Raw genomic sequence first — 18,477 nt, forward strand, 5'->3', positions numbered from 1 at the left:
GGGATTCAAGTCAAAGTGCCTCTATGGGTTCCGTGCCTCGATCCGCCATAGAGATTGCTGTGCCTCACGGGAAATTTGCGAGGTGGTGAAGGTCTTTCCTGTCGGACTTCTTGCAGCGTTCACGCCACAGGCGTCCAGGAATGCGAGTGTGAGCCCGGCCTTCACCGCGAAATTCATGTTCTGGGCATCGGGTACCGTTGAGGTGACCATGCCCACTACCGCGCCGGATGAGTCAAAGAGGGGGCTACCGCTCGATCCTGGCTGGATAGGTGCTGTGAACTGGAGGAGGCTAGCGTCGTTGTGAAGACCAAACAGAGCCGAGACACCGCCCTGGGTGACGTGAACTCCCCCGCCTGCCAGCCCAGCCAGTGGGTAACCCATAGCAACAACCTGTTCCCCTAAGTCGCAGCCCATCCCGTCACGGAAAGATACTTGCTTGAATGCGGGTGCTCCCTGGATGCGCAGGAGCGCCAAGTCATTCCGTCGATCGACTACAACGGGCTCGGCGCGGTGCCGACCCTCGAAGGAGGCAATGTGGATTTCCTGCATGTCTTCGATGACATGTGCGCAGGTGAGGATGTGCGTCGGGGTTACTGCGAAGCCGGTTCCGGTGGCGCTGCTAGAACGCCCGGAATCAGATGAGCTGGAGCGTCTTTGCGGATGTGCATCGTCGATCGGCAGTCCGATTCGGCGGCCGAGTGCGGCCAGACCGTAAGCGGAGCCTTCTGCCAACGCACGGAACTTCCACTGCTGATTTCGGCAGTAGAACTCTCCGATGATGATGGCGGATTCGCCGTTCTCTGCCAGATTCAGGCTGAACTCGATCTGGTCATCAACCTGCAGGCGAAGGCTGCGGAGCTCGCTTACCGGTCCTATAGCGGAGAAGGCGTAGACGACAACGAGAACACGGTCGGCTCCGGCTGGCAGAGCAGTCAGGTTCAAACGGCAGCCGATTTTCTCCTGGCTACCGTTCCACTCCATCCAGCCCTGACTGACCTGGAACAGGGCTGCCTCTCCCTTGGGTAGACGCTTGTCGTCAACCGGGAGTAGAGCGACTGCAGCATATTCACCGAAGGCCGAGGTATTCGCGCATTCCAGCGTCCAGGAACACTGCGGTGCTCCTAAAGCGGTGTTTGCGCCAGGCGCCAGCACCATCATCCCTGCATCACTCCTTGAAACCGATCCTTTTACCCTGACAAGGCAAAATAGTATCACCTTAAGGTTTCATTAAATATCAGGTCGATACAGGCACCGCAATGGTCACCGCTTTGACTCGGACATTCGGTCGCCAAGTTGCATCGGGCTCCGGCAGGCCAAGCCGACGTGTAGCGAAGATTCCCGGCAGGTTGATCCCGGTATGGCGGGTGTAGCCGATGCCACCGGAGTATCGCGGATTGATCTCCAAAAGGTGGGGCACGCCGTTGTCGTCGTCCTTGGTCTGGACGTTGATCAGACCATCGCATTTGAAGTGGGCGGCAGCAGCAAGCGCCAGCTCCACCGCCGGGGTGTCACGCTCGAAGGTCTGATGAAGACCTTGCTTGCGCCGGCCAACATAGGCCACCGGGCGGCCGCCCTCGCACACCATGTCGATCGAACATTCGCTGCCGGCGAAGTACGGCATCACCAGCAGAGGAGCGCGCTCCGCCCCAGAGCTGTACGCCTGAAGATAGGTCTCGAAGTTGATCTCTCGGCTGTCAGGATTGGCGAAGCAACGGAATGGATCAGCGCCCTCCTTGAAGCGCCAGAAACCCTGGCCGTAAATCCCAACCGCAGGCTTCACACACACTTCACCCTGCTTCCGCAGCTGCTTGTAGGCCTCGATCAGCTCCTGGGCGTTGTTGGCGGTGATTGCAGGGACGCAAGCGAGTCCGGCCCGCTCAGCTTCCGCAGTGAACCTGCTCTTGTCATCGACCAGGATGAAGGTCTCCATCGAGACTCCACCCGTGACCAAGTCCAGCCCTTCGGCCTCGAACCGGTGCCGCTGGGCCTCGAATACACTTCCAACACGCCCGGCCAGAATCACTTTGATTCCGTTGGTAATCGCGACATCGAGTACCCAGTCGATGCGCTCTTGATTGTCTTTCGGCTCAGTGAGGCTGACGTCGGCGTTGCCGGTGATCTCCGGGCGGTCCCCTCGGTGTGATGCGAAAACTTTGACCTCAGGCGGTAGCGCTTCCCGGGCACCGGTAATGACTTCGCGTTGGCTGGACTGCCCTTCAAGAAACCAGATCAAGATAAAAACCCTCGGAAAGCCGGGCCTTCGTGGCCCTGGCAGGATGGAAATGTGAAGGGACGATAACGGGCGAGACGCGCGTATCAACCGGCGGCCGGCATTCTACTGGACCTTCTGTCCTAGATTCGCTGATCTAAGGCGTCACTTTGCCACTAGATGCGTCAGGCAGGGCTACACTCGGCTGAAAGTCATCCGTTGGTGCCCAACTATGGACGATGAAGCGCTGAGTCCTGTCGTATCGATCCTGGAGAAGCAGGAGTCGAGATACTGGTGGTCAGCTCTGCGATGGAAGGTTGGGTACCGGATGTTGCTCACATCTTCCGCGCTGCTGTCAGCACTGGCGGCCATTGTTGCCAAGCTTTCCATCTTCGAACCACAGCTGGGCTCAGATATTTCATCGATACTCGCCGGGTGCGCGGCGGTAATGACCACCCTGATGGCCGTTCTAAATTTCGAGACCAATTCACGTCTGAGCCAACGGAGCCTCCACCAAATACAGGTCCTGCTGCTCGAAGCGAAGAAGTCTGGCGCTAACCCAGACAAGCTGCTGGAGTCAGCTCAGAAGGTGATCGAAGCCCAATCACGGGAGATGGACAAACTGGACTAAGCGCAGGCCGCGGCCGCGGGCCTAGCCCAGCGCTTCTTGAAGTCCTCGATCCTGCTCACGCGCTCTTCATCCGTCCACTTCGTGGACCAGGTGACTTCCCTGGCCAGAATCCGCTTCTGTGGCTGCGGGTATACGAGGCCGTGCTCATCCTGGCGCTCGTATCGCCATGAGTCCGGAATGTAGGAGAAACAGGATCTATAGTTGGCCGGCTGCGACAGGTTGACCTGTCTGTTCTCTGGACTTTCAAACACCGGGTTGAGAAACACGCAGGTCACCAGTTGAATCTCCATGGAGCTGTTAGCGTCAACCTTGAACCGCTTTGCAGCAGTGTTTGCTCCTAGGTCAGCAGGGTCGATGGAGCTAAAGAGGCCGCACCAGTCACTGGCACAAGCTCCGCTTGATACCACCTCCCCCCCATGCACAAACTCCAGTTGCGTCTCCGACTCCTGGAGCCAAACGACCTCCCTTTTGAACTCAACACGCTGACGTTCTCCGCCAATGCTCACGAACTGGACGAAGGTCTCAATGGTGCGCTCCGCTACAGGGCAGACAGTACGGATTTGGCTCATGATCGGGTCCTCAGGTCGGTTTGATCAGCTTACCGACGACGAATCAGGGTTCCAGCGAGATCGCTACCCTGGTTTCCCCGCAGCCGCTGTTGCCGATGTCATACCCTAGCGTTTGTCGACGATTGCCCGGCTCACGACTGGTGTCGATGAGCTGTTGCCATTGGCTTTCGCCGTTGCGGCCGGGACCAACCAGAAGCATCGTGCCCGGGCTCTACCCATGCCGAGGTAAACCAGCCGTTCACACTCCTGATCGAGTAGTGCATCGAAGTGGTTTGTACCATTGCTGGCCCAGCGACCTGCGAGGCCAAACAGTTGGTTCCGGAAGTCCGACTTCCCTTTGCGCTGGAACATACCGACCAGGATCACGGTATCTGCCACGAAGGAGCGGGCGCGCAAGAATGAGGTGACCTTGATGGTTCCCGCTTTCCCAGACTGTCTGAGGTCTGCCACGACATCGGCCAAGGCACTCTCCGCCATTTGAAAGCTGGCCGGTGAATCAACAAGCACTAACACATCGCCGCCGATCCCGAGACCGGCTTGCACCAGGCGGATCAGGTGTGTCGGATCGAGGTGGTGAATTTCAACGGGTACCTGCTTTGACTTTGGTACCAGCGATGTTGCTGGTTGAACGTCCTCGAGCTGGTTCCGCACTACGCTGAATGCCGCATCCACCAGGAGTTGCTGGCTACGGAAACACTCAGTGAGCTGGGCTCGGGTCGGGGCTGCGACGCGAAGTTCATGTTCGAAGTGCCGGACCAGACTGCTGGAGCTTCCGTGGCTAGCCCCGACTGCCTGCATCGGGTCACCAGCAACCGTCAGTGTTGGGTGGGAGAAACCCTCATCGCGGCTGGCGACCCCACGTCGCTTCAGTTCCCAAAGGAGGCCTCGAAGTAGGTTGGCCGTCGGCGCGCAGGTGTCCTGCCCGTCATCGAGAAGGATGTGTCGGAACCTGTTCAGAGCCGAGGCCGGCAAGTGCCGCAAATTCGCACTATGCCTCTCATCGAATAGGTCCTGCAGGCGGTTGGCAGTCATCAATGGCTGCTGGTTTGCCAGAAGTTGACGTTCAAACTCGGGCCAGAAATGGCTCAGAGCCTCGAAGAACAGGGCGTCAGGGTCACCCTGGAGGAAGTTCAGCTTGCCGACGGCCTGGCTCACCCCCAGCCCAAGGTTCTCGATCAACATTGCCACTTGAAAGAAGCCAGCTTCCACCGCGGCACCCTCGGACTCGCCGCGGAGTTTGTAGTTGAAACTAGGCGGTGCGACTGGCAATGCCTTCAAGGTGGCTACCAGGCGCTTGGCGTCCTCGTAGCTATCCAGTTGGATTACTGGCTTGTCGAGATAAGCCTGCAGGATGCTCTGCTTGACGGCGCATTCCTTGAAGAGTTCGAGCCGGACACTGGGGGAGCGGGTGAGGTACCGGTCCTCTGAGCGGTCGAAGCCAAGCAGCACGTAGGCATCAAGCCGCGGCACGTACCCGTTCAGGCTGAATTCGCACCCTCGAACTACGACCTTCTGCCGCGCGGATGTAATGCCCTCTAGCGGCCACGCGCCGGCGGCCTTCCACAAGCCCTCAACCTTCTCGCAGAGGTCTTGGTCCTGCTGCGAGAGGGTCCAGCCGATCGCCGCCCGCTTCTTTACGTCAGGGTGGTCGACTTCAAGCGGCTCTAGGAGCAACGACTGCCGGTACAGGCCTGTCATCAGCTCCGCAAAACGGCTGTTGATGCGATAGAGCGCGCTGATGCTGGTCCGAAGTAATTTGAGCTGCGCCGGGGAGAGGCGGTAGTCGAAAGGCTTGGGGTCCACTTCGGTCGGCTTTTCCAGAAGCTCGAACGGACGGATTTTTTCCATGCCCGGCAACGTGTGGAGCAGCTCCAGGGCGGCGGCCGTCGGTGTTGAGATGCTGGCCATCACCTCGTCTTGGGAGTGTTCCATCCCCCAGCGCTTGAAAAGCCAGCTGAGCCGCTTCATAAACTCTTCGCGAGCATCCTGGCTCCCGACCAGCAGCCGGATCGAGGCTAAGGGCTCGTTGAGGTAGTGGGTCAGGAAGATGACCCTCAAGGCGAGTGCGAGGGTTTTGCCTGTCCCCGCCTGACCGGTGACGAGTACACCTCTTGTCGCCGCAGTGATTGCCCTCCATTGGCTGGCGGTCGGCTGCAGATCTGCAGGCAAGTACGATGCGGCGTCGCGCTGCATTGCTTCTGCTGCACCTAGGGGGACTGTGAGCTTGCGCTCATCGATCAGCACCTGATCAATCTTGGGAGCAGAGACAGTCCTTTCGCGCAGATCTCGGATCTCCAGGTGCCCTTCCTGTCGAGCAGACGACTGTTGGAGCCGCAGCGTCTCTGCAGCCTGCGCCAGTCCTTCAGCCACGCCGGCGATATTCCCCTCCTCCCAGGACAGATCGTGCCGTGCCGATAGCATGTCCATGCCAAATGCCAGAGCCCCAGCGAGCGATCTACGCCAGCCTGGCAGGTCGTCAACTGGCATGAGGTCCGTGGATTCGTTCGGGTACTGGGACGGCAAGGGTGTTCTCCGGCGTAGATGGTCCGATCGCTTGGTCGGCGGCTCAGAAAATGTTGCCTCCCTCGGCCTGCGGACTCCACTCAAACCGTGGCCGCGTTTTCCCATCCGACGTCTGAATTTCAGAGGGGCCACTTGACTAACGGTCACTCCAGAAGAGCTCTAAGGTGAGCTCCTGAATGAGTAAACGGAGCAGGTCATGCAGTCGTCGTTACCATCATCCCTGAACAGCCGTGCCGCGCTGTTCTTGGCGAAGTCGCGTGCTCGCAGCCACAGGGCAAAGTCTGTGATCCTGGTACCCGAGGTGAGCAGCACCAGCGCCTTCCTCCTGGTCAAAGGAAGTGCTCAGCTCGAGATGGCGAGCGACGGAAAGGTCCTCATCCTGGGCCTGCTCAAGCCGGGCGACTTCTTTGGTGACTTGCCCTTCTCCACGGCCGCCGACGGTCACCTTGTGAGCGTACGAGCTCGAACTGAATGCCAGGTCGCTTCAATGCCTACCAGCCAGTTCAAGTCGATGATGATGGAGAGACCGGAAATGCTGATGGACGTGTGCAGTCAGCTGAACGACCGACTCAGCTCGGCCACGCGTAAAGTGGGCGATTTTGCTTTCCTGGATATTCCCAGTCGGATCGTCAGCGTGATCCAGGACCTGGTCCACGCTAGTTTCGCGGTTACGACGAGTGAGGGGACTCTTTTGCCTGTCACTCGCCAAGACCTTGGTCGTCTGGCCGGCTGCTCGCGGGAGACTGCGGGCCGCGTGCTGAAGATGCTCGAGGAAGAGGGCCTGGTGAGCTGCTCGGGCCGCAACATCACCGTGTTGAATACCAAGGCCAGGATGACTGAAATCAGCTGATCCGCGGCTTGTCCTCAGTCGCGCTCTCGGCGATAGGCGCCCGAGATGCGCGACATCACTTCATCGAACTCTTCAGCAGTACCGAAGCGAGCCTCAAATTCTCCTTTCTTCCCGTTGAAGACATACTCCGCGCATTGGCAGTCGGCCTCATACTCACGACAGTTAAGGCAATGCGGGTGCATCATGTCGAGAAAGCGATCAATGGGGTCGTCCCAATCATCGTCGCCCCAAATACGCGCATCTGATGACCAAGGGAGCACTTCAAAGTCGCCGCGAGCAAACCTGCGAATGTCGTCGGTCGTGCTGAAATTCCAATCACACAGAGCTTCGAAAGCAGGCAAAAGGACCGCGCGAGCGTAATCGAAGCGAAATCCTTCCAGGATGCAGAGGACGCGCCCCTTATCCTGAACCAAGCACTGGAATGACACCGGGCCGTATATCTTCTCGACCTCTGGATACCGCTTGAGATCGATTCTGATGTGCTTGAATGCATTGTTGACGGCATCAATCAGCTCAAACTTCCGGTTTCGAATTCGAGCACCGTCAACGCTGATCACCTTATCCATCGCCGCCACTAGATCTTTCCGCCCCTCCTTGAAACCGTCGGCGTTCCTGATCGCGTAGATGTAGTCCACTGCGTGGGCGACGCACAGGTTTGCGCCAAATAGGCGGTGCAGCACGACTGTGCCTGCGTCTACCTCAGCTTGGAGGTCCCTGCGAGCCGGTTCAACGATTGTGCGGATGTACTCAAGGAACTCAGCGCAGGCCTGCCTTGTTTTCTCGGTCAGTTGTGGCAGTTCGACGTAGGAGGAGCTGACAAAGCCTTCATACCGCTTGGCATCTCGCTCCACTGTGACTTTCCAACCGTTGAATTTCTGCTGAATTGCAATCACATCCTCGGGGCGAAGACCTGGAAGCGGCTGAGGAGGTTGCAGATGTTCCCGATCGGATGCGGTCTTGAGCAGATCTGGTGTGGCTGTTATGGCTTCAACTACTTTCTTCATCGCCCCGGCCGGAGCATGTCCGGCCTTGCCGCTATAGCCGCCCTTGTTGCTTTTGTCCTTCCTCACGATCACTGTTGGCCTCCGTCTCGGACTCGGTCACAGGCCGTCGGCGAACCAGCCGACGGCGGCGCGCAAGGATAGGCCGATCAGTGCTTCTCCTCCAAATAGCTAGCGGCGATTGAAGTCCTTGATTTGCTCAATGAGCCGTGCCTTGGCGTTGTCTAGAGAGGGGCCGTTCGTCTTGACCGAGAGCGCCTCCTTCGCCTTCAACCCGAGGAAGTATTTGATTCGCTCTGCACTAGCTGGCGAAGGGTGAGGTAGCCCATGCAGAACCTGCTTCGGATCGACTACCCCCTGCCCCTCCAGCCATCTAAAGACCTCTGAGACCTTACCGCCCAGGGGCACAAAGACGCATTGCCGGCCTAGGCTCGATATCTCCGTGGCCAGGTGCTGGCTGATCTGTGCCCTTTGTGTCTCGAAGCCGAGCATGGCCGGCGCTCCGCTGTAGTTGGCTCCGTTGAGAAAAACCGGATTGCGTAAAGCTGATGTGAAATGGGCAAGGTGCTGATGAGACCCGAAAAGCTGGTTGCATGTCTCAATGCCTAGGAGCTTATGAACCCCGATGTGGTCAAGCATGCCCACCAGATTGGGGCGCATGCGGCCCGAGAAGCTCGCGTGGACCTTCGCGGCTTCAAGCGCCTCTGCATCAGAAGCGCCCTGAAGAATGTGCCGACGAGCCTCGTTCAGTGCATTCAATGCCTGCTGCAGCCCTGGGGTGATACCGCAGATTGCGATGGTGGCTTTACTGTTCACATGGTCGAAGGGCGCATAGAAGGTTTCCAGCCCTCGCTCTCTACTGACTGACAGTTCACGGGCCAGTGGCTGGCCGGTGAACTGGAATCTGGGATCAGCAAGCCAGTCTCTGTATCGCTCGAATGTGCTCATTTCACTTCCTTGTTGGGGCCGCCCACGGCGCCTTAGTTGTTACGGCAGTTGCCGGCCAGCTTGTAACCAGCAGCCTCAGCCGCCTGTGGTGAAGAAAACTGCACGATATTCTTTGCAGAGATCTTGTCGTAGCTCGGACAGCCTGGGAGGTGGAACACGTGGCTGTTCGCGTTGCCTCGAACGTTCCCGCCCTGGCTCCCAGCGTTCGATGCAATGGACTCGGTAGGCTTGGTCTGCCCCTGGAAGATATTTGGAAGGCCAAAAGGCTTCGACGATTGTTGTTTGGCGGCCTCGGGGCGGACCAGAACAATGCCACCAGGCAGCTGATCTTTGCCGAGAACGGCAATAACCGGTGCGTGGTCGCTGACGTGCTTTCGGCTCTTCTCATGCGACCACCCGATCATCCGCGGATAGTCGATGATCCCTGCAGCCGAGATCGGCAGTCTGTTCCTTCGTGATACCCAGATGTTGTCGTAGAGCGAGGCGTAGTATCCGTCTTTTGCGGAAAGGGTCGAGGCTCCACGAGTGATGAGTGGGGCTGCGTACTTGCTCAGGTCTGCGAAAGATTGGTCCGACGGCGGGGTATTGAAGTCCCCCGCGAGCATCACCGGAGTTCCCGGGTAAATTTCCTCCAACCATGTCCAGTAGTTCGCCAGCTCGCGAACCTCCGGAGCGCGATCTTCTGGCCCCTTGCCATACAGCACATGGATTTGAGCCAGCGCGAAGACACTACCGTCGCGCTTGGACTTGAATCGTGCGGAGAAGGGCTCCCTGATAAACCGGTCACCCCGGTCCATGTAGACCACGGCCCCGTCTTCGTAGGCGACGGTACTGTCCCTCATCAGGAAGCCGTAAAGCTCCTTGTAGGCCTTGGACCCTACTGCGTGGCTGGCCAGGTGGGACCACGACTCACCGGTGGCCTTCTCCAACGCCGTTTCCAGATTCTGCAGCGCGTCTTCGGTCATCACTTCTTGAACCGCCAGCAGATCCGCATTCCGTGCTACAGCGGCCAAGGCTGGGTAGCTCTTCTCGCCGCTCTGCCCCATCCTCATGGTGTTCCAGGACATGAGCGTGGTGGCCGAGGCGGCCGATCCCATCAGCATCGCCGAAGCGATCAACAGTCCCTTGATGAAGTTCTTCAACCAACTACTCCTTCTGCTTGCGATCAGCGCACCCGGAGATCGAGGAGAGCCCCTTGGGTTGCGCCATGGTTTGTCTGTTGATCGAGCTGGGTATCGTACTGGCCCAGCTTTTTGATAAGCGCCTGGCCGGCGTCGGTCACTACGACCCGCAACCGGTCACAGGGCAGCTCAGTTCTTACCCCACTCAGGCGGTTCAGAAGGGTTTGAGCGGTACGTTTGCCGTTGGCGGCGTGCAGCAGTTCGTGAGCACGCAGCGCGGTGTAGAACCTGGTCCATTCGCGGATCACTGCCGGGGGGCGCTGAGGGTCGTCCTGCAGACTCGGCAGGGAGACTGAAATCTCTACGGTAACCTTAGGGTTCGAAATGGCGCAGCCGCCGTTGGCCAATTGCACGTAGTCGTAGGTTGAGCCGAGGCTCCAGACCGTAGCCCCGGAGTAGAACGTATTTCCGTTACGGGTTGGTGCCCTCTCGCTGATGGACTGCTGAATCTCCGTGATGGTCCTCCCTGTCACGGGGTAGTGCTCCACCTTGAAGACGACCACAGGCTCGCCGGTCGGGTCTCCCTGAGCTACGACAGGTAGGCTGCAGAGGAGCAGCGCCAGCACAATCGGGCGCGCCAGCGCTCCGAACTCAGTTGCCGCCATGTGCCAACTTGATTCCCAGCTTCTTGGCCTGGCCTTCGATGTCGCGGAGTTCCTGTTTCAGCTTGTGCCGGTTACCCAGCTTCTGGTCTCGCATGTAGGTTGCGAGGCGGAAGGCAAGATCTACTGCACCCTTGTGTCCTACCTGCCAGGCCTTACGAAGCAGGTCGAGCGCCTCCTGCGGGAGATTGTCGTTCATCCTTCTCTCCGCCAGATAGACGTTTGCATCTGGATCACCGAGCGCGGCTGAGCGGGTAAGCAGATCCCAAGGGTCGATACCTTCGAGGTGATGTTGCAGCACGAACACAGCGAGATCAGTCAGGGCTAGCGGGTACCCCGCCTCGGCTGAGGCTTTGAAGTGTTCCAATGCTGCCTTGTCATTCCCTGCAGAGAGCTCATCGTGGGCGAGTGCATAAGCGCTCAGCGGGTGGGCGCTGCCAATCTGCCTGTAAATCTGCAGTGCTTTTTCCCGCAGCTCTGGCTTGCCTGTGGCCTCGTAGCCACGCGCGAGGCCGATCCCGGCATCCAACACACCTTCCTCAAGAGCATGCTCAAGGGCGGCGATGGTTGCCTCGCGCTTCTCCGGCTCCTTGGGGAAGGCGAGGCTGTACGACAGCTTGACGCTTGAAGCCCAGACCAGCAGATCCTCGCCACCGCTCGGCATGGTTTTGAGCTTCTCGGCCCAAAGGTTGCCCAGGATCGCAAGGCGATTGGTTTCCTCATCGTGGGAGAGAAGCTGTCCTGTTGTTGGCTCAATGGCGAGATTACCCATCAGTCCAACCGGGATGATGCGGTTGAATGCCACCCCGTTGACTCTCTGGCCAAGGGACCAGGTAGAGGAGAGTCCGCCTTCCAAGCGAAGCACGGCAAGTGCTGTCTTGACCTGGCAGACGTCGACGTCGGTGTGGCGCTCACCACTGGCCGGGCAGAGCCTGCAAATGATGGCCCCCCACCCTCCTTCTAGCCCCAAGTCCGCACTGGAGATGCCAAATCTGTTGATCGCCGAGCTTCCGCGGCGAATCACATCCCCCAGCGGATTCAGGCGAAGCTTGGCATGGCTGAGAACGATGTTCTGACCGTTGAGATCGGTTTCGTTGAAGACGCCGGCGAAAACTGGGACAGCGGCGTACATGAGCTGCTGCGCAATGCGAAGGTGCTCTTGCTCGACCTCCGTATCGACCTCGGCAGCAGGGTGCAGCCAGAGCCCGACAGAGACGCCTGCTGCTGAGCCGCCCTGGATCTGTTCTGGAGTCATCACTGTGCAGTGCGGGAGTCTCAGGGCCTGGGCGATCGGGTACAGGCTGGTGATGGCTTGCTCGGCGTAGGTGAGAATGATCTCCACCTCTCCCGGACGCCCGATCATGTCTCCTGCCAGACTGGCCCAAACAGCGTGATCCAGACGGATCATCGGGTCGCGTCCAATCAAAAGTACCCGGATAGGGCCCGGCGCAGATGCCATACCGGTCTTCTGGATGACACTTGCAATGAGCGCTGCCGGGGCAACAAGCGACACGGTGTCCGCGACCGTCAATTTCACTGTCGAGGTGACGCCGGCCGTCTTGGCTCTTGCGGTGATTTCGCGAATCCAGGTTTGGGTCAGGTCGCCCAGGTTCTTGCTGGCCTGCAGTACGTTCTCAAGTCCCACGTGGGCGGACTCCATCCATCGAATGCCGCCTATGGTAACGGCTCCATCGCCGCGTCCAACTGAAACACGCCCTTGCGATTACCTGCTCCGGACGTCGACAGGGTACTCGATTGCACCGAGAAGGTGGTTTGCACTTTCCTTCTTCGTTTGGCTCGTTACAGTGCCTTCATCGACAGAATTGGTGCACAACAATGATCGAAGCCGGGACGTCCCTGACCGATGCCAAGGCCCTCGAGACTCTTGAAGAAAAGTGCAAGGGTCTGATCATTCAGCTCGATGCTGAACTGAAAGAGCTAGCCGCTTTGATCGCGAGATCAAAAGCGCATATCCGGATTGATGCGCTTTATACGATCCCTCTACGCGACGTTGGCAAGGTTGATCCCAACAAAGAAATCGAGGTCACCCGGCCGGAAGGAAGCGAAGCTGTTGATCTGGTAATCCATGCACTAACTCACATACTCCTGGCCCCGGGCCAAGACCCTAAATCGACATTCAGAACTCCAGGGGCGGTTGGTCTCCCGTCCCTGGTGCTTGAAAAAATCCAAGCCACCAATCAGCTGCGCATGCAGCTGTTCGAGAACATCAAGGTCGCACCGAGAGTGATGCGTACCCGAATCTGGAAGTCTCTGGACTTCCTCTCAAGCCTTCAGGCAATGCGTGTCACTCCGGTCCTGGCAGAGCCAAAATTGATCCGGTTCTATTGGGACACTGGCTCGGTAACGACTCGGTGGGTGGCTAGAGACTTGATGCAGCATTGGGAAGACCAGCTAAAGGAATTGCGTGGCCAGGTGCCAACCGCCGATGAAGTAATCGATGGCTCAGTGGAAAAGACCCTGCTGTTTTCGCTTGAACAGATGAGAGCCAAGCTGAAGAATTTTGATGAGCGGGTAGCAATTCACCGGCCGGGGACACCGCATGTGAGGGCACGAATCACTGACCCGACTGTGGTTGACGCCAAAACGGGAGAGATCAAGCCCTATCTCGGTATGGCCGCCGTGCCGTTCGTTTACGACATCGCGCTAGAACCTCCAAAAATCTCCGCACTCTCCTCATACAGCCCTTCTGAATCAAAGCGTGCGGCCAAAGAGGACGTGTTCGAGCCAGAGCCGCTAGTAGACCGAATGAAGGTTTACCGCTACGTCGCAAGCCGCCGTGAGTACGGCCCATTTGAGAAAAAGAGCAGTGCAAGAAACGTCCGTGCGTCCAGTCCTCTACCGGGAAAATCAGTTGAGCCGAAACAGTGATACCCAAGGTCAGGACGTTCTGATCAGAGTCGCCAGCCTGACACGTGATCTTTCCTCCGATAATGATCGCTGCCGCGGCAATGCCTACCGAGATCTGCTCCAGCTAGCCGAATGCGGCAGCAGTGATGCGATGTTCCAAGTCGCCCGGTGTCTGAATCAGGGCATAGGCGTGGAGGTGGATCAGATCAAGAGTGATCAGTGGCTGCGCCGAGCCTGCACGACCAATCCGCCATCGAAAATTGCGCTCTATTCCTTCGGTATGCAGAACCTGCTTCGGAAGCGCCCAGACGCCAATCCGGAGCTTGGGTTGCAACTCATAGAGCGAGCTGCAACTGCCGGTTACGTGACCGCGGTGATTGAGTTGGTGACAGTGCTTGAGAAAGGTACTGCTGACATCCGCCCTGATATTCGCCGGGCCTACCGCCTGCTTGCTGGATCGATCACCGACCGGGCCGATATGAAGCTTCATGAGGCCTACATGAGCTTTGTCGAGCGCAATCAACCCATCGCCAGCCTTCTGGACTCCTGACTGCATGTACAATATTCAGTGTAAGCGGCTGGTCGACCAGCTCGCCTTCGGTCTCTCCCTCCAGCAAGCCGAGGCTATCGTCGCCCGTGCGTATGGGCGCGAAAGCTACGACAGCACCCATGACGCCTTCGGGCCGGGCATCCCAGGCCTGCAGGCCATCCGCACTCCTGCTGAGATCCTTCAACTTGAACGACCTCAGCAGATGGTTGAGTTCATGCGAATGGCCCTCAACCTCTCGCTGCCAGGGCCTGCCCCTGTGAATCGTCAAATAGCGCCCAAGAATCTTGTTGCGGCGATGTACAACTTCTCCAACTTTGACTCCCTGGTGGCCTACGTCCAAAGCGATCCAATCGACCCCAATGACGATAAGCCGGAAACGCTGGTCAAGTTCAGAAATCGCTACGGTTACAGCGCCAACTCGCAGGTGATCATGGGGCGCGGCTATGCAGGCCACACCCTTGTCATCCAGCCGGATGCTGTCACAGCGAGCCGATTCATTGATCAGGAAGCGGTCCTGAACAAACTGGATGGCCTCCAGGCAGTGATTGTCCGTACTCGTAAAGACGGCGACAGCTTCCTGAACCGGTACACCAGGAACCTGCTGGTAATGCGGCACGCCCCTACCGAGGACCTCAGTTCGATGATCCTCGGTGAGCGGCCAAAGGACGCCTGCCTCACTCTTTCTATCGTGCCGGCGCAGCGCTACACACTCGAACAGATCGTCGCACCTCACGTCGCTGCTCTGGCCAAGGGCTCGCCATCTGGGCGCTCCATCATCCTGGATGGCCTCGATATCGCGGATGACCAAGTCAGCTTCGAGGCGGGCCTACGATTGGCATCGAGCCAGGGCATCAACGTGGTGCTTATCACTCCAGTGGTGAAGGAGTACCAGTGGCCTCTGTTTCAGACCCGGTTGATCTTTGGGTTTGACCTGCAGATGGCGGAAACCTCCAACATGGAGGTGAATCGAGCCATCGTCCAGGCCGCTCCCTATGTGGGGCTCCGTGGTGGAAAGATGCAGTACCTGTACCACTCGGAGGAGACTGGAACGCGCTACGGGGCTATCCCGCTGATCCCTGATGAGGAACAGCCTACTCCAGTCCTCAAGCGCATCTTTGGCAGACCTGCCAGAGCCTGACTCCCAACCGCCCTCCCCCTCCGAGGGCGGTTTAGCATGCGAAACTCACCTGCCCAGAGGAACTATTCTGCAGGGTGGTTGTCTATGCCCTGTCTCGCATTTAATAGGCTCTTAACCTGATACAGACTTAATGGTCACAAATGAGCCTTGCCGCATTCTGGAACAGCTGTTCCAGGTGAGGCACTCTGAGAACCCCCCACAATTTTTGCTAAATTGATGGTGTTTTCGAGGTAAATGGCCTTCTCAGAGGCGCCTCGTTCGGTAGAATGTATTCGATAGGGCAAGCTTTTTGCCTTCCGTGTGCTTCACTTGAGGCAACGAAACCCCTTTTTGGGGAAACGCATTAGGTCCCATTCCTAAGACACCCCCCCCCTCAACATCGTCTGTGGTGCGCGCGTTTCCCCGACTTATAAATGCCCGACTCATTGAGTCGGGCATTTCATTTCTAGAGGACCGGGCGGTAACGGTCCTGCAGTTCCTGAAGGAACCCCATCTCTTTTCGGCCAGAGTCGGGCTCGACCAGCGCAATGCCCAGTCGGAACTGCTTCGTGATCGGGTCCTTGGAGCAGTTGGCCACACTCCCGTCGAAGGTCATCTCTGCGCCATCCTTCTCCACCAGCCGCAACACCACGCGGTCACCGATCCCGATCTTTTTGTCGGTCAAGACCAGGGCACCTGCATAGGAGATATCCCGCACCCGACAGTCCCCCCAACCGACCAGCAGACCGAGGACCCCTTTTATCTTGATCTCCTGCTTTCGCATCGCGTGTTCGGGGATCGCGTACCGCGTATAACGACGATTGGCTGCCGTCATTCAAACGTCCTCATTGCTTGCTACATGGGGGCATCAGCGTCCGTGAGCCACAAGGGCAATTTGACGGGTAGCTGCTTATGAACCCCATAGTAACAACGGCTTAGCGGCGTTCGAGTCGAAAGCCAGGCCCGCATTTTCCAACAAAAGGACGCTTGCCAAAGTCCAGAGCGGCTCATTCTCTGACTAGGCGTGAAGGTGGCCTACGTGCTCGATAGTCCACAGGCCTGGCTAAGCTGATGGTCTACTGATCAGTGGATTTGGAAGGCTCTGGTTTCGCTTGGAGGTGGAATGAAATCGTGCTGGGCCACCTGAAGGTCTATTTCCAGCAATTGGTTTTGAAAGGACGTTCTCAGCAGTTCCAGATAAAGTGCAGGGCGCAACCTGGAGTGATGGAGTTGATGCCGTGAAGCTGCTCGAGTCTTGGAAAAAAGGCGTTATCGACGCCGCGGTCGATCGCCACAAGAAAACCTTGCCGGCGGTTTTGGAGATGAGCGACGCATCGTATCTGGATGCCTACGACCACCTGCTCGGGATGCTCACTGGCCCGCTGACAATCCAGATCAGACGTCGGCCGCGCATTCTTGATGTGCTTCGTATCCGGGGTAGCCAGCGTGCATTTGAGAAGGCTGTCTACCACGCGCGCAAGGCTGAAGCGTTCGATCAATAATTTCGACGAAAGCCAATTTTTGGGGCACTCCGTTTCCACTATTAGGGAAACAAACTGCCTTGAGAGGCCCGTCGAATGCTTGTGGAAGCCAAAACCCACACTGCCTGGGACCTAGCTTCGCCGAGAGCGAAACGCAGCCGGTTTCGCAGCGATAGCTTCTACATCGTCATCGACGGGCTCCGGATCGATGCCGTCCGCCAGGCTGCCTCGCAGATCAAGACCGCACTCAACTCTACTGAGGGTGTACAGGTCAAAGGTCCGTTAGCGCTGAAAACTGAACGCCGGCGTTACGTCTTCCTTCGCGAGGTGGTGAACAAGGGTCAGAAGGGTCTGCGTGTGCCAGCCGCACGAAGGCTGCGCAATGTCCTCCTGGTCATGAACCCCACGTCGATCGCTGTCGCGTCTCTGATCTCGCTCCCCCTTCCGTCTGGGGTGAACGTGAAGATCGAGCCGTACCAGGCGCAATACGAATTGAAGGACCCAGCATGCACAACAGCACAGCCCAGCGACCAGTGACTGTGTCGGTTCTCTCTACCCCCGAGCCGAGCTGGTTCAAGAGCTCTTCGCTGACCGCGGGGAGCTGGGCCAGCTGGTTGATGATGGCCCATCAGTACGGCCGAGTCGTGGATCATCCAGCTGGATTCGAAGTCGACGCAGAGGCAGGTGACTTCTACATCCTCCTGGCAGGCACGATGGTTGTGTCCTCTCTCCCCTTGGACCCCGCACTAAAGCCTCTCTTCATAGATACGCTGCGCCGGGGTGACCTGATCGTTCCTTCCCGGCATTCGGAGTTGAAGTTCAGCTATGTCGTACGGGGAAGCGCCAGTCTTTTGAGGGTGTCGAAGGACAAATTCCGGGCCCTGATGAACGACATGAAGAACAGCGAAGTGGTGATGATGGCGGCCGAGATCAATTTGCTCACCAAGCACGCCACTGCAGCCTCGACTGTGCAGATGAAGGACCAGGACAAGATCTGGCGCGTAGTGGTCAACCTGGCTTCGCACCCTGAAGTAGACCATCGTCAAGGTGGGGTCGAAGTCATGGCGTCGAAGGAAGAAATCCGTCGCCTGGCCGGCGTGGAGCGTCGATCAGCGACCCGAGCATTCAACATTTTCCAGGAAAAGGGTTTGGTCGTGTTCAGCGGCTACAAGCGATTCTTTTTCCCTTCTGGCAAGGAAGGCGTCGGTGGCAAGTGAACCCAACATTTCGGTAACCAAAATCGCCGCTTACGCCGAGTCTCCTGATGACTTTATCCGCGCCGGCGGCAAGGCCTACAACCTCAAGGCAACACAATTCGGTAACCGTGCCCATGCAAGGATCGGCAGGGCACCAAGCAAGCTGGTATTTGCGATCGCAGCAGTCCTCATCATTGCAGCCCTGTTCTACTTTCGAGTGATTCCATGAGCATGCTCGCGCTTCTGATCGTCGTCACGATCGCGGTACTGCTGTACCTGGCCCTGAAAGGGAAATCCCGAGACGACATCTTCAGCACGTTCGGCCTGTCAGCCTCTGAGTACGAACTGATCAGTACCGATCTGGGGAAGGGGCACCCGCGCAAGCGCATTGGTTGGCGTGGAGTTGGAGGGGAGCCCGACGCGATTTTCCAGCACAAGCGCAGCGGGAAGCTGGTGGTCGCCGAGTTCAAAAGCCGGCGCTGGGCAAAAAGGATTCGCCCCCGCGAGTATTTCCAGGTGGTCCTCTATATCGGCATCGCCCGGGCCGAGTTCAGGACCAACAACGTGTTCGGAATCCTGGCCTTCAACGATAAGTCCTTCGAGATCGAGCACCAGTCAGAGCTGTTCTCCAGCCTGATCCAATTGCGCGGTGAGGTACTGACCTCCCTGAAAAGGAAAAGGGCGCTCAACTCGCGCCCTCTCCTTTCCCGTGCTCGCTTCTCTCTCCCCTTCAAACTCGAAAGGTTCTGAG

The 18,477-nt window shown here is 58.1% G+C and carries 20 protein-coding genes; 10 read left to right on the forward strand and 10 right to left on the reverse strand.

All coding sequences use genetic code 11. The features are described 5' to 3' along the window. Positions 1 to 21: 21 nt before the first annotated feature. Complete coding sequence (locus ACNFIA_RS17780) at positions 22 to 1,158, reverse strand: trypsin-like peptidase domain-containing protein (RefSeq protein WP_416787177.1); 1,137 nt, start codon at positions 1,156 to 1,158, stop codon at positions 22 to 24. Positions 1,159 to 1,234: 76 nt separating this feature from the next. After that, on the reverse strand, positions 1,235 to 2,233 hold the full coding sequence (locus tag ACNFIA_RS17785; protein ID WP_416787180.1) for an ATP-grasp domain-containing protein: 999 nt from the start codon (positions 2,231 to 2,233) through the stop codon (positions 1,235 to 1,237). 208 nt (positions 2,234 to 2,441) lie between these two features. Here ACNFIA_RS17785 and ACNFIA_RS17790 point away from each other — a divergent pair, with 208 nt between their 5' ends. Next, a complete protein-coding gene (locus ACNFIA_RS17790) occupies positions 2,442 to 2,840 on the forward strand; it encodes a hypothetical protein (RefSeq protein WP_370601750.1) in 399 nt (132 codons plus the stop codon). Here the strand turns inward: ACNFIA_RS17790 and ACNFIA_RS17795 are convergent. Both ACNFIA_RS17795 and ACNFIA_RS17800 read right to left on the reverse strand, forming a co-directional pair. Beyond that, positions 2,837 to 3,409 (reverse strand): hypothetical protein, encoded by a 573-nt coding sequence (locus tag ACNFIA_RS17795; protein WP_024767838.1) that lies wholly within the window; start codon positions 3,407 to 3,409, stop codon positions 2,837 to 2,839. The genes ACNFIA_RS17790 and ACNFIA_RS17795 overlap by 4 nt on opposite strands. A gap of 105 nt (positions 3,410 to 3,514) precedes the next feature. Continuing rightward, positions 3,515 to 5,932 (reverse strand): hypothetical protein, encoded by a 2,418-nt coding sequence (locus ACNFIA_RS17800; protein ID WP_416787182.1) that lies wholly within the window; start codon positions 5,930 to 5,932, stop codon positions 3,515 to 3,517. 196 nt (positions 5,933 to 6,128) lie between these two features. On the opposite strand from ACNFIA_RS17800, the gene ACNFIA_RS17805 reads away from it, so the two are divergent. Then, positions 6,129 to 6,782 (forward strand): cyclic nucleotide-binding domain-containing protein, encoded by a 654-nt coding sequence (locus ACNFIA_RS17805; RefSeq protein ID WP_024767839.1) that lies wholly within the window; start codon positions 6,129 to 6,131, stop codon positions 6,780 to 6,782. 14 nt (positions 6,783 to 6,796) lie between these two features. Here ACNFIA_RS17805 and ACNFIA_RS17810 read toward each other — a convergent pair whose 3' ends face one another. The 5 genes from ACNFIA_RS17810 to ACNFIA_RS17830 form a co-directional block, all read right to left on the reverse strand. Next, on the reverse strand, positions 6,797 to 7,858 hold the full coding sequence (locus ACNFIA_RS17810) for a hypothetical protein (protein WP_416787185.1): 1,062 nt from the start codon (positions 7,856 to 7,858) through the stop codon (positions 6,797 to 6,799). Between the two features lie 96 nt (positions 7,859 to 7,954). After that, positions 7,955 to 8,731, reverse strand: a complete 777-nt coding sequence (locus ACNFIA_RS17815) for a hypothetical protein (RefSeq protein WP_370601755.1) — start codon at positions 8,729 to 8,731, stop codon at positions 7,955 to 7,957. Positions 8,732 to 8,763: 32 nt separating this feature from the next. Further along, entirely contained in the window at positions 8,764 to 9,873 is a 1,110-nt protein-coding gene (locus ACNFIA_RS17820) for an endonuclease/exonuclease/phosphatase family protein (protein ID WP_416787187.1), read from the reverse strand. Between the two features lie 23 nt (positions 9,874 to 9,896). Next, entirely contained in the window at positions 9,897 to 10,517 is a 621-nt protein-coding gene (locus tag ACNFIA_RS17825) for a DUF922 domain-containing protein (RefSeq protein WP_416787189.1), read from the reverse strand. Further along, positions 10,504 to 12,159, reverse strand: coding sequence for a hypothetical protein (locus ACNFIA_RS17830; protein WP_416787192.1), 1,656 nt, complete (start codon positions 12,157 to 12,159; stop codon positions 10,504 to 10,506). Before ACNFIA_RS17830 ends, ACNFIA_RS17825 begins: the two co-directional genes overlap by 14 nt. A 191-nt stretch (positions 12,160 to 12,350) precedes the next feature. Between ACNFIA_RS17830 and ACNFIA_RS17835 the strand changes: the two genes are divergently transcribed. From ACNFIA_RS17835 to ACNFIA_RS17845, 3 genes are read left to right on the forward strand one after another with little or no spacing between them, the layout of a single operon-like run. Beyond that, positions 12,351 to 13,403, forward strand: a complete 1,053-nt coding sequence (locus ACNFIA_RS17835; protein ID WP_416787194.1) for a DNA replication terminus site-binding protein — start codon at positions 12,351 to 12,353, stop codon at positions 13,401 to 13,403. Next, a complete protein-coding gene (locus ACNFIA_RS17840) occupies positions 13,387 to 13,932 on the forward strand; it encodes a tetratricopeptide repeat protein (RefSeq protein WP_037008357.1) in 546 nt (181 codons plus the stop codon). Before ACNFIA_RS17835 ends, ACNFIA_RS17840 begins: the two co-directional genes overlap by 17 nt. 4 nt (positions 13,933 to 13,936) lie before the next feature. Continuing rightward, a complete protein-coding gene (locus ACNFIA_RS17845; RefSeq protein WP_416787197.1) occupies positions 13,937 to 15,070 on the forward strand; it encodes a hypothetical protein in 1,134 nt (377 codons plus the stop codon). A gap of 445 nt (positions 15,071 to 15,515) precedes the next feature. Here ACNFIA_RS17845 and ACNFIA_RS17850 read toward each other — a convergent pair whose 3' ends face one another. After that, positions 15,516 to 15,884, reverse strand: coding sequence for a PilZ domain-containing protein (locus ACNFIA_RS17850; RefSeq protein WP_416787200.1), 369 nt, complete (start codon positions 15,882 to 15,884; stop codon positions 15,516 to 15,518). Positions 15,885 to 16,287: 403 nt separating this feature from the next. Between ACNFIA_RS17850 and ACNFIA_RS17855 the strand changes: the two genes are divergently transcribed. The 5 genes from ACNFIA_RS17855 (at position 16,288) to ACNFIA_RS17875 (ending at position 18,476) form a co-directional block, all read left to right on the forward strand. After that, a complete protein-coding gene (locus ACNFIA_RS17855; protein WP_416787203.1) occupies positions 16,288 to 16,551 on the forward strand; it encodes a hypothetical protein in 264 nt (87 codons plus the stop codon). A 75-nt stretch (positions 16,552 to 16,626) separates the two neighbouring features. Continuing rightward, on the forward strand, positions 16,627 to 17,067 hold the full coding sequence (locus tag ACNFIA_RS17860; RefSeq protein WP_416787206.1) for an uS10/mL48 family ribosomal protein: 441 nt from the start codon (positions 16,627 to 16,629) through the stop codon (positions 17,065 to 17,067). Continuing rightward, positions 17,037 to 17,747 carry a Crp/Fnr family transcriptional regulator gene (locus ACNFIA_RS17865; protein WP_200890655.1) on the forward strand — a complete coding sequence of 237 codons (711 nt, stop codon included), beginning with the start codon at positions 17,037 to 17,039 and terminating at the stop codon, positions 17,745 to 17,747. Before ACNFIA_RS17860 ends, ACNFIA_RS17865 begins: the two co-directional genes overlap by 31 nt. Continuing rightward, positions 17,737 to 17,955 carry a hypothetical protein gene (locus ACNFIA_RS17870; RefSeq protein WP_416787209.1) on the forward strand — a complete coding sequence of 73 codons (219 nt, stop codon included), beginning with the start codon at positions 17,737 to 17,739 and terminating at the stop codon, positions 17,953 to 17,955. The genes ACNFIA_RS17865 and ACNFIA_RS17870 overlap by 11 nt, the downstream gene beginning before the upstream one ends. Continuing rightward, positions 17,952 to 18,476, forward strand: coding sequence for a hypothetical protein (locus ACNFIA_RS17875; protein WP_416787212.1), 525 nt, complete (start codon positions 17,952 to 17,954; stop codon positions 18,474 to 18,476). Before ACNFIA_RS17870 ends, ACNFIA_RS17875 begins: the two co-directional genes overlap by 4 nt. Position 18,477: the final 1 nt, after the last annotated feature.

It is taken from the genome of Pseudomonas sp. NY15437, assembly GCF_048068435.1.
Taxonomy (GTDB): domain Bacteria; phylum Pseudomonadota; class Gammaproteobacteria; order Pseudomonadales; family Pseudomonadaceae; genus Pseudomonas; species Pseudomonas nitroreducens_B.